Here is a 10,251-nt window from a genome sequence, read left to right on the forward strand (position 1 = left end):
CCTCCGCCCCCGCCCCGCCGGACCCGTCCGCGGCCCCGCAGCAGGAAACGCGGCACGAGCTCACCGCGATCGTCTGCGCCGACCGTCCTCTGACGGCGCGGGAGTTCGCATGGGACGTCGCCAGGTGAAGCCGGGGCGGCCTCGGCCTGTCAGGTCCTGTGCGCCCCCGGGGTGTGGCCGAAGACGCGCCCGAAGACGTCGATGAAGGCGCTCGCCGACGACCAGCCGCACCGGTGCGCCACCGTGGTGACGGGGGTGTGCTCGGCGAGCAGCAGCAGCGCGTGGTGCAGCCGCAGTTGGGTGCGCCACTGCGGGAACGTCATACCCAGGTCGCTGCGGAAGAGCCGGGAGAGGGTGCGGGCGCTCGCACCGACCTGGCTGCCCAGTTGGGCCAGTGTGCGGTTGTCGGCCGGGTCCGCGTACAGCAGGTCGCACACGGCCTGGAGCCGCTCGACGGTGGGCGCGGGAAGGTGCAGCGGCTGCTGCGGTGAGGCCCGCAACTGGTCCAGCAGCACGGCCCGCAGCCGTCGCCGCTCGTCGCTGCCGTCGAGGGGGGAGCGGGTGGAGGCGCGCAGCAGTTCGCGCAGCAGCGGGCTGACGCTCAGCGCCGTCGGTCTGTCCAGGCCGAGCGGGTTGACGGCCGCGGGCAGGCCGAGGAAGTGCAGTTCCAAGTCGCCGCGGGCCTGGTGTGCGTGCACGGTGCCCGCGGGGACCCACAGGGCGCGGTTGGCCGGCGCGACCCAGGACCCGCCGTCGGTGGTGACCAGGACGACTCCGCGGGCGGCGTAGACGATCTGGTGGTCGTCGTGTCGGTGCGCGTCGATGACCTCGCCCGGCGTCAGCCACCGGGAGCGGGTGGGCGCGCTGGCCTCGTGGCGGACCTGGTGGCCGTGGCCGGCCCGTGGCGTCCGGTCGATCTGGCGGATTTCCATCAGTGGTTGGCAGCTTATCGAAAGCGGGACAACCGTTCGAGCACGGATCGTGGGCGCCGTGCGGAAAAACATGCCGGGAAACACCCGGGGCAGCGCGTCGGGCGAGGGAAGGGGCAGGCCGGCCCTCGCCCTGCTGTCCGTCGGGCACGGTTGCGTGGACGTCTACCAGGGCGCCGTGGCGGCCCTCGTCCCGTTCTTCGTCGCCGAACGCGCCTACTCCTACGCCGCGGCCTCGGGCCTCGTCCTCGCCGCCTCCCTCCTCTCCTCCGTCGCCCAGCCCCTCTTCGGCGCGCTCACCGACAGGCGGGCGCTGCCGTGGCTGCTGCCCGCCAGCACGCTCCTCGCCGGTTGGGGGATCGCGCTGAGCGGGCTGAGCGCGTCCTACGCGTTGACGCTGCTGTGCGTGGCCGTCTCCGGCATCGGAGTGGCGGCCTACCACCCCGAGTCGGCCCGCGTGGCGCGGCTCGCGAGCCGGGGGCGGCATTCGGCGATGGGCTGGTTCTCCCTCGGCGGCAACGTCGGGTTCGCCGTGGCCCCCCTCATGGTGGCCGCCGTCGCCGGTCTCGGTGGGCTGGGGTACTCCCCCTTGTTCGTGCTGCCCGCGGTTCTCGGCGGCGCGCTGTATCTGCCCGCCGCACGTGCGCTGGGGGCCTCGGGCCGGAGCGCGGACGGTGCCGCGCCGCGCCCCGGCACCGACGACATGCGCTCCTTCGTCCGTCTGTCGCTGGTGGTGATCTGCCGGTCGGTCGCTTTCGTCGGACTGAGCACGTTCCTCTCGCTCTTCGCGCAGGAGCGCACCGGGGGCGGTACGCCGGCGGGTACGGCCGCGCTGTTCGTCCTGTACCTCGGGGGTGCGGTGGGCACGGTGCTCGGCGGCAACCTGGCCAACCGGTGGGGCCGGGTGGCCGTGGTCCGCTGGGCCTACCTGGTCGCGGTGGCGGCCGTCGCCGGAACGGTGTTCGTGCCCGGCCCGGGGCTGTACGTGTGCGTGGCGCTGACGTCGGCGGGGCTGTACGTCCCCTTCTCCCTCCAGGTCACCCTCGGACAGGACTACCTGCCCACGCGCGTGGGGACCGCCAGCGGGGTCACTCTGGGCCTGACGGTCAGCGTCGGCGGTCTGGCCGGACCCGGCGTCGGGGCCCTCGCCGACGCCACGTCGCTCCAGACGGCGCTGGCCCCGCTGATCGCCATGCCCGCGCTGGCGTGGCTGCTGGCCCGCACCCTGCCGGAGCCAGGACGGCCCCGGCCGACGCGGACGGACGGCGGGACTACCTCCCGCCCGCCTCTTGCTTCGCCTTCCCCTCCGGCTCCTCCGGCTCCTCCGGCTCCTCCGGCGGGGTGAGGATCTTCTTCACGACGCGCCGCTGTTTCGGCGTGCGGTCGGGTTCCACGCGCTCGCCGTAGTACCAGAAGTACAGATGCCTGCGCAGACTCCCCGTCTGCCGCGCCTCGTCGGCCGCCAGCCGCGGCGGGGTGTCCTTCACCAGGATCGTGTGCTGCTCGGCACCGGCCAGCGGCGTCCGCGCCTCCTGGTAGCCGCCCGCGATCTGTCGCACCTCTCCGGCGCCGTCTCCGGTGCGCAGCCGCACACGGTCCTGGGCCTGCAGCCCGAGGCACACTCTCTTGGTCGCCCAGAAGGCGAGCGGAGGAGCCAGGAAGAACGCACCCCTGAAGATCCACGTCAGGGACTCGATCGGCCAGGTGAACAGCAGGGACAGCACGTCCTGCCCGCCCGCGGCCAGCAGCACGGCGTACGTGGTGACGCCGGCGACGCCGAGCCCCGTGCGGGTGGGCTGGTTGCGCGGCCGGTCGCACAGGTGGTGCTCCTTCCAGTTCCCGGTGACCCACCGTTCGAGGAACGGATAGGCGTACAGGACGAGGAACAGCAGCGAGGGGATGACGACTCCGGGGACGAAGGCGTCCCAGACCACGGTGTGCCCCCACAGCCTGGTCTCCGCCTGCGGCATCAGCCGCAGCGCCCCCTCGATGAACCCGACGTACCAGTCCGGCTGGGAGTTGATGCTCGCCTGATCGGCACGGTACGGCCCGAAGGTCCAGATGGGGTTGATCTGCAAGGTGGCCGCCAGCAGCGTCAGCAGACCGAACACCGCGAGGAAGAGCCCGATGGACTTGGCCGCGTACTGCGGCACCATCGGCTTGCCGACCACGTTCCGGTTCGTCCTGCCCCTCCCCGGCCACTGGGTGTGTTTCAGGTAGACGACCAGGAACAGGTGCACGGTGATCAGCGCGATGAGCACGCCGGGGATGAACAGGACGTGCGAGATGAACAGCCGTGGGACGATCTCGTGCCCGGGGAACTGCCCGCCGAAGACGAAGAAGCTGACGTAGGTGCCGATGACCGGGATCGACATCATGATGCCCTGGAAGGTGCGCAGCCCGGTGCCGGACAGCAGGTCGTCCGGGAGGGAGTAGCCGGCGAACCCCTCCAGGAGCGAGAGCCCGAACAGCGTCACTCCGATGAGCCAGTTCACCTCGCGGGGCCGCCGGAAGGCGCCGGTGAAGAAGATGCGCAGCAGATGGATCCCGATCGCGGCCACGAACACCAGGGCGCCCCAGTGGTGGATCTGCCGGATGAGCTGCCCGCCCCGGATCTCGAAGCAGATGCGCAGCACCGACGCGTACGCCTCGGAGGTGTTGACGCCCCGCAGCGGGATGTACGCCCCGTGGTACGGCTTCTCCGCCATGTCGGCGTGGAAGAAGAACGTCAGGTAGCTGCCGGTGAGCACGAGGACGAGGAAGCTGTAGAGGGCGATCTCACCGAGCAGGAAGGACCAGTGGTCGGGGAACGCCTTGCGGAGGAGTTCCTTTCCGGCCTCCATCAGCGGCAGGCGCTTGTCCAGCACCCGGGAGGCCCGCACGGCCCGCTCCCGCCGTCTCGCCTGCCGCGCCTTCCGTCGCAAGAGCAGCACGTGTGCTCGCCTCCTGGCCGCTGTCTCGTGGTGGTGGCGCCGGCGTCTCCCGTGGGAGTCCTGCCGGTCGCCCTTGCAGCGGTCCCGGGGCGGCGCAGCCTGCACGCGCCGCCCTCCCCCGGCGAAGGCGCGCACCGGGACCGGCGAGGGGCGCGCGGGGTGTGCTCACGGCTCGGCGACGTGGGCCGGCCGGGCCCGCGCCGGTTGGGGTGCGGTTTCCTCCCGCTGTCGCGCGCGCTCCTCGGCCGTGATCCACCGCCAGGTCAGGGCCGCCGCGATGATCCCGACCGGCAGCATGCCGACGATCATGGCCAGGCCGCCCGCCGCGTGCCCGCGGGCGAACGTCGCCACCACCGGGATGTCCAGCAGGGGGGCTCCGACGAAGAGGTAGAGGCAGCGCCCCGCGTCGCCCAGCCGTCTGCCCGGGCCGAGGACGGGCAGCCAGAACGCCAGCCCGGCGGCCACCAGCACGGCGTACAGCGCCGCGCTGACCACCGCGCCCATCTGAAGGAAGCTCTCCGCGAGCGTGACCGCCGCGTGCACGAGGACGAACCCGCTCAGGGCGGCGCCCGGCGGCGGGGAGAGCCGCCGCGCCATCCCGCCCAACGGCGGACGGTCCCGCACGGCGAGGAGGAGGCACGGCAGCACGGCGGACAGCAGCACTCCCGTCCCGCCCATCGTCCAGACGGCCGCGCCGTGGTGAGGTGCCGTCATGCGCTCCCCCGGCTCCGCCGCCTGAGGGCGAGGACCGCGGCGACGAGGAGGAGCGGTCCCGCGATGACGACCAGCCAGGAGCCGAAGACGAACATCAGCCCGCCCACGGCCAGCCCGCACGCGGAGAGGAGGACGGCGGCTCCGCCGGTGTCCGGCACCCGGTAGCGCGTCAGCTCCAGCGGGCCGCAGGAGCAGGAGACCAGCACGGCGCAGGCCGCCAGCAGCAGGACGACGAAGGCCCCCGCCCACAGCAGCAGCGCCAGTGCGCTTTCGCCGTAGGCGGTCAGGACGCCGAGCAGCACGGCGTTGAGGCACGCCCAGCCGCCCACGACCACGGCACCGGGGTGGCGCTCGCACCAGCGCCGCGCGGGCCCGCTCACGCGTCCTCCCCGCGCGGTGCCCGGTGCCGTCCGTGCCGCATCCGGGCGTCGAGGAGAGGCGCGTTGCTGGTGATGGGGGGAAGCGGGTGTGCGGTGGTGAAGTTGTACCGCGGCGGCGGAGAGGTGGCGGCCCACTCCAGGGAGTTGCCCTGCCAGGGGTCGGCGGGTGCCGCCACACGCCGTCTGAACGCCTGCTGGAGGTTGAGGACGAAGGCGATCATCGCGGCGGCGAGGAACCCCGCGCCGATGGAGGCCAGCAGGTTGAGCAGCCCGAAACCCGCCCACTCGGGGTAGGTGGCGACCCGGCGCGGCATGCCCAGGTAGCCGAGCCCGAACATCGGCAGGAACGTCAGGTTGGTGCCGATGACCATCAGGGCGAAGTGGACGCGCCCGAGCCGCTCGTCCAGCATCAGCCCGGTCACCTTCGGGAACCAGAAGTAGACGGCGGCGAAGAGGCCGAAGGCGCTGCCGGCGAAGAGCACGTAGTGCAGGTGGGCGACGATGAAGTAGCTGTCCGTCACGTGGTAGTCGAGGGCCGGGGTGCCGACCATGATGCCGGTGAGGCCGCCGATGAGGAACTGCGGGATGAACGCCAGCGCGAACAGCATGGGGGTGCGGAAGACGAGACGCCCGCCGAGCACCGTCCCCACCAGGGCGAAGTACTCGATGCCCGCGGGCACGAGAAGGGCGATCGAGGTCAGCGAGTAGTAGTCGTTGGTCGCCTGTCCCGTGGCGAACATGTGGTGGCCCCACACGCTCATCGACAGCGCCGCGAAGACGAGCAGGGAGACGACCGTGCCCTTGTAGCCGAAGAACCGGCGCCGGGAGAAGACGGCCAGCACCTCGCCGACGGCGCCCAGGTAGGGGAAGAACATCACGTAGACCACCGGGTGGCCGTAGAACCAGAACAGGTGCTGGTAGCCGATGTTCCACGCGTTCGAGTCGAAGACCGAGGGTTCGGCCCTTCCTACGGCGAGCATGACCAGCGCGGCCAGCAGCGCGGGGAAGGCGCCGATCACCATCAGGGTGGCGGCGATCATCGACCAGGTGAAGACGGGCATCCGCAGCATCGTCATGCCCCGGGCCCGCTTGCGCAGCGCGGTCCACAGCACCGCCCAGCCCATCAGCAGCGCACCGACGGTGGCCATGAAGACGCCGACGATCCACAGCGGGGTGCCGTCGCCTGGCGAGTAGGTCGAACTGGCCATCGGCGGGTAGGAGAACCAGCCGTCCGCGTGCGCGCCGGTCGGCATGGCGAAGCCGGAGAGCATCAGGACGGCCCCGAGCGCGTAGAGCCAGTACCCGAACAAAGTCGCGCGCGGCATGGCGACGGCAGGCGCGCCGATCTGGAGCGGCACCAGGTAGACCCCGAGCCCGATGGCGAAGGGGGTCATGACCAGGTAGATCATGCCGGAGCCGTGGATGCTGAACATCTGGTTGTACAGCGACGAGCCGAAGAAGTTCTGGTCGGGCTGCGCGAGCTGACTGCGCATCAGCAGCGCGAGGACGCCCATGAGGAAGAACAGGACCACCGCGGTCGCCATGGTGAGCAGCCCGACGCGCTTGTGGTCGGTGGTGGTCAGCCAGCCGAGCCAGGAGGCGGGGCGTACCGCTCTGGACGCCCCTGCGGGCTGGGCGTCCTGGGGCGGGGAGTCGGCGGGCGGGTCGGGAGCCAGGGTCATGCCGCCGCTCCGGAGGGGGGACCGTTCTGCTGGTGGTGGGAGACCCAGTCGTCGTACTCCTCGGGGGAGACGGCCTTGAGCCAGAACTCCATGGCGTGGTGGCGGTCGCCGCAGAACTCGGCGCACCGGCCGATCCAGCGGCCCTCCTCATCCAGGGTGAAGGTGAAGCTGTTGGTGTGGTCGGGGAAGGCGTCCATCTTGTAGCGGAGGGCGGGGACCCAGAGGGAGTGGATGACGTCCTGTGAGGTCAGCTTGATCCGCACGGTCCGCCCCGTGGGCACGACGAGGGTGGGCAGCCGGCCGTCGCGGCAGTTCGCTGTGGTGGTGGCCGCCTGTGCGCGGTCCCCGCCCCGCGTGTGCGCACCGTCGGGGCCGTACCCGGCCTCACGCCCATGCCCGGGCTCACGCCCGTGCCCGGGCCCACGCTCGCGCCCGTACCCGGCCTCACGCTCGCGCCCGGGCTCACGCCCATGCCCGCCGTCCGCGGCTTGGTGGGCGCCCGGGGTGGGGTGGGTGAATCTCCAGCACCACTGGAAGGCGGTCACGTCCACCTCGACGGGGGCGGCCTTCCCGCCGCCGCGCCCCGCGGCCTGGGCGTCGCCGCCCGGGTGCATCCAGTCGTTGGCCGAGGCGGTGTACACCACGAGGCCCGCCGCGATGACGACCAGCACGGCGAGGTAGCCGCCTTCCAGCCGCAGGCGCTCGGAGCGGGGCGAGGGGCCGACTCCGGCTCCCGCGCGCCGCCGGACCAGCGAGTAGAGCAGCGCCGCCAGCACCAGGAGAAACACCACTCCGGCGATCACCGTCTCCACGGTGAGGACCTGAGCGAAGACGCGCCGCTGTTCCATGCTGGCTCCTCCCGCACCGCGCTCTATGCCCGGTATGCGGGGAAACCGTACGCATGGCTGCCCGGCGGGCCCCACCAGACACACCGGGACCCCGCCGGGCACGGCACCGCCAAGGGGGACCCCCGGCCCGGAAGGCGGGGACGGCAGCGGCCTCCGGGGACGCCCCTGCCCTCGCGGCGGTGCGCCACCCGCGCGACAGCCCGCCCCGGATGGATCAGCACCGGATGCCGAGGGTGACCACCGCTGAACAGACTGTGCACATGCCGGAGCAACGTGCACAGCGGGCCCGACCCGCCGCGAAATCCGCCTCGAAGTCCGCCTCCGGGTCGGCTTCGAGGAGCGCCACGAAGAGCGCTTCGAAGACCTCCTCGAAGACCGCCGACAGGAGCGGCTCCACATCGGCGTCCGCCACCGCGTCCAAGGGGCCCGAGGAGGCCGCGCGGCGCGCGTCCCGGAGCCTCACCCGGCTGATCGGGCACGAGGCCGAGGGCGTCTCGGCCGTGCGCAGGGCCGAGAAGGGCTGGCGGGTGCACGTCGACGTGCTGGAGGTGCCACGCATCCCCGACACCACCAGCCTGCTGGCGACCTACGAGGTGGAGCTCGACAGCAAGGGCCACCTCGCCCAGTACCGACGCATCCGGCGCTACCGGCGCGGCGCGAGCGACGACTGACGTCGCCGGTGCCCGTCCGAGAGGGAGAGCCAGCCATGACGACCACCACCTACAACGAGGCCGCGGTCTGCGTCCCGCGCGCCGGGACCCTCTACGACGTCCTCGAACTGATCCTCGACCGCGGCATGGTGATCGACATCTTCGTGCGGGTCTCGCTCGTGGGGATCGAGATCCTCAAGATCGACGCCCGCATCGTGGTCGCCAGTGTCGACACCTACCTCCGCTTCGCCGAGGTCTGCAACCGGCTCGACCTCAACCAGGACGCGTCCAGCCGCACGGTGCCCGACCTGTTCGCCGGCCTGTCCGGCGGCGTGGCCAAGGGCGGCGCCAAGAAGGCCGCCAGGTCGGTGGGCGGCAAGGTCAAGGACGCCATCGGCATGGGCGACGACGAGGACGACGACGACATCGAGCGCGAGGAATACGACGAATCCGACGAGGCGGAGCACGAGGAGGCGCCCCGCGCACGACGCCGTTCCGGCTCCGGCTCCGGCTCCGGCTCCGGCTCCCGAGCGGCTTCCGGCTCCCGGGCCGGAAGCCGCGCCACCCGGCGCCCCCAGGAGGCGTGACCATGACCACCCGTTCCCGGCTCTACGTCTACGGCATCGTGCACGCCGACCGCGCCCTCCCGCCCTCCACCCGGGGCGTGGGCAGGCCTCAGGCCCGGGTCAGGCTTCTCCCGGTGGGCGAGCTCGCGGCCCTCGTCAGCGACGTACCGCCCGACCTGCGGGCGCGCCGCCGCGACCTGATGGCCCACCAGGAACTGCTGACCGCGCTGGGAGCCGAGGCGCCCGTGCTGCCGATGCGGTTCGGCATGGTCGCCGAGGACGCGACCGCGGTCGAGCGCGCCGTCCGTGCGGCGGCACCGACCCACCTCGCGGCGCTCAGGCGCCTCGACCGCCGCACCGAGATGAACCTCAAGGCGATGCCGGTCCAGTCCGCTGTCGAAGCCCTCGTGCGGGACGACGCGGGGGTGCGGCGGCTCGCGGAGGACGTGCGGCGCCGGCCGTCCTACGAGGGCAACGTGCGGCTCGGACAGGCGGTCGCCGAGGGCCTGGCCCGCCGGGCCACCGAGGCCGCCGACGAGGCGCTGCGCGAGCTGGTCCGGCTTGCCGACGAGGTCGTGCGGGGCCCGGAGGTCCCCGGGTACGTCCTCAACGCCTCGTTCCTCGTCCCGCAGGCACGCAGCGAGCGGTTCCGGGCGGCGGTGGAGCACTTCGCGACCGCGCACCGGGAGCGGGTGGAGCTGCGCCTGACGGGCCCGCTGCCGTGCTACAGCTTCGTTCCCCAGGAAGGGGAAGCGCCCTCTTCCCCCGACAGCTCCGCCGTCCGGCCCGCCGCCGTGGGGGGCTGACGTGGGGCTGTTCAGCGGCGTTCTGCTGCTGCCGCTGGCGCCCGTGCGGGGCGTGGGGTGGGTGGCGGGCCGGCTGCTCGACGTCGCGGAGCAGGAACTGTACGACCCGGCGACGATCCGGGCACAGCTCGGCGAGCTCAACCGGGCGTACGAGGAGGAAGAGCTCACCGAGGAGGAGTTCGAGCGGGAGGAGGAACGCCTGCTCGACCTGCTGGAACAGCGCGCACCGAGCGCCGCGGCCGGCACCCGCACCGTGACCACGCCCACCGCGCACACCCTGCCCGCCACACACGCCGCGTCCGCCGCACACACCGCGTCCGTCGTGACCGAGACGTCACCGAACCCAAGGGATCAGGCATGAACGACAGTTGCAAGACGGCCGTCCTCGCGGGGGTAGCGGGTGGCTATCTCCTCGGCCGTACGAAGAAGGCCAAGCTGGCCCTCGCGGTCGGGTCGCTGGTGGCGGGACGCCGTCTCGGCCTCGACCCGCAGGAGCTGATCAGCAAAGGCGTCCGGAAGATCACCGAGACCCCGCAGTTCGAGGAGCTGGCCGACCAGGTCAAGGACCAGATGATGGCCGCGGCCCGCACCGCGGCCGGCTCGGTCGCCAACCGCCGTATCGAAAGCCTGACCGACTCCCTGCGCGCCCGTACGGACCGCCTCGGCGGCCAGGGCGGACAGGACGGGCAGGACGGACAGGACGGGCAGCAGGCCGACGACGATGACGGGGGCGGGGACGAGGG

The 10,251-nt window shown here is 72.5% G+C and carries 10 protein-coding genes and 2 pseudogenes; 6 read left to right on the forward strand and 6 right to left on the reverse strand.

Going from position 1 to position 10,251, the window contains the following annotated elements; all coding sequences use genetic code 11:
- Positions 1–149: 149 nt before the first annotated feature.
- Positions 150–932, reverse strand: a complete 783-nt coding sequence (locus AB8Z75_RS25505; RefSeq protein WP_369205859.1) for a helix-turn-helix transcriptional regulator — start codon at positions 930–932, stop codon at positions 150–152.
- 70 nt (positions 933–1,002) lie between these two features.
- On the opposite strand from AB8Z75_RS25505, the gene AB8Z75_RS25510 reads away from it, so the two are divergent.
- Positions 1,003–2,274 (forward strand): MFS transporter, encoded by a 1,272-nt coding sequence (locus AB8Z75_RS25510; RefSeq protein WP_369205861.1) that lies wholly within the window; start codon positions 1,003–1,005, stop codon positions 2,272–2,274.
- On the opposite strand, the gene AB8Z75_RS25515 is transcribed toward AB8Z75_RS25510, so the two are convergent.
- The 5 genes from AB8Z75_RS25515 to AB8Z75_RS25535 form a co-directional block, all read right to left on the reverse strand.
- A complete protein-coding gene (locus tag AB8Z75_RS25515; RefSeq protein WP_369205863.1) occupies positions 2,201–3,862 on the reverse strand; it encodes a cytochrome bc complex cytochrome b subunit in 1,662 nt (553 codons plus the stop codon). The two genes, AB8Z75_RS25510 and AB8Z75_RS25515, sit on opposite strands and share 74 nt — an antisense overlap.
- 165 nt (positions 3,863–4,027) lie before the next feature.
- Positions 4,028–4,576: a hypothetical protein gene (locus AB8Z75_RS25520; protein ID WP_369205865.1), complete on the reverse strand. Its 549-nt coding sequence runs from the start codon at positions 4,574–4,576 to the stop codon at positions 4,028–4,030.
- Entirely contained in the window at positions 4,573–4,956 is a 384-nt protein-coding gene (locus tag AB8Z75_RS25525) for a hypothetical protein (protein WP_369205867.1), read from the reverse strand. The genes AB8Z75_RS25520 and AB8Z75_RS25525 overlap by 4 nt, the downstream gene beginning before the upstream one ends.
- Positions 4,953–6,638, reverse strand: coding sequence for a cbb3-type cytochrome c oxidase subunit I (locus AB8Z75_RS25530; RefSeq protein WP_369205869.1), 1,686 nt, complete (start codon positions 6,636–6,638; stop codon positions 4,953–4,955). The genes AB8Z75_RS25525 and AB8Z75_RS25530 overlap by 4 nt, the downstream gene beginning before the upstream one ends.
- Positions 6,635–7,486 carry a cytochrome c oxidase subunit II gene (locus AB8Z75_RS25535; protein WP_369205871.1) on the reverse strand — a complete coding sequence of 284 codons (852 nt, stop codon included), beginning with the start codon at positions 7,484–7,486 and terminating at the stop codon, positions 6,635–6,637. The genes AB8Z75_RS25530 and AB8Z75_RS25535 overlap by 4 nt, the downstream gene beginning before the upstream one ends.
- 260 nt (positions 7,487–7,746) lie before the next feature.
- On the opposite strand from AB8Z75_RS25535, the gene AB8Z75_RS25540 reads away from it, so the two are divergent.
- The 5 genes and pseudogenes from AB8Z75_RS25540 to AB8Z75_RS25560 form a co-directional block, all read left to right on the forward strand.
- Positions 7,747–8,157, forward strand: coding sequence for a gas vesicle protein (locus AB8Z75_RS25540; protein ID WP_369205873.1), 411 nt, complete (start codon positions 7,747–7,749; stop codon positions 8,155–8,157).
- Positions 8,158–8,192: 35 nt separating this feature from the next.
- Positions 8,193–8,723: a gas vesicle protein GvpJ gene (gene gvpJ, locus AB8Z75_RS25545; protein WP_369205875.1), complete on the forward strand. Its 531-nt coding sequence runs from the start codon at positions 8,193–8,195 to the stop codon at positions 8,721–8,723.
- Between the two features lie 2 nt (positions 8,724–8,725).
- Positions 8,726–9,508: a GvpL/GvpF family gas vesicle protein gene (locus AB8Z75_RS25550; protein ID WP_369205877.1), complete on the forward strand. Its 783-nt coding sequence runs from the start codon at positions 8,726–8,728 to the stop codon at positions 9,506–9,508.
- Position 9,509: 1 nt separating this feature from the next.
- Positions 9,510–9,722: pseudogene (locus AB8Z75_RS25555) on the forward strand (gas vesicle protein GvpG); the annotation flags it as partial.
- A 143-nt stretch (positions 9,723–9,865) separates the two neighbouring features.
- Positions 9,866–10,251, forward strand: a pseudogene (locus AB8Z75_RS25560) (hypothetical protein); the annotation flags it as partial.

Source organism: Streptomyces sp. PU-14G, assembly GCF_041028275.1.
Taxonomy (GTDB): domain Bacteria; phylum Actinomycetota; class Actinomycetes; order Streptomycetales; family Streptomycetaceae; genus Streptomyces.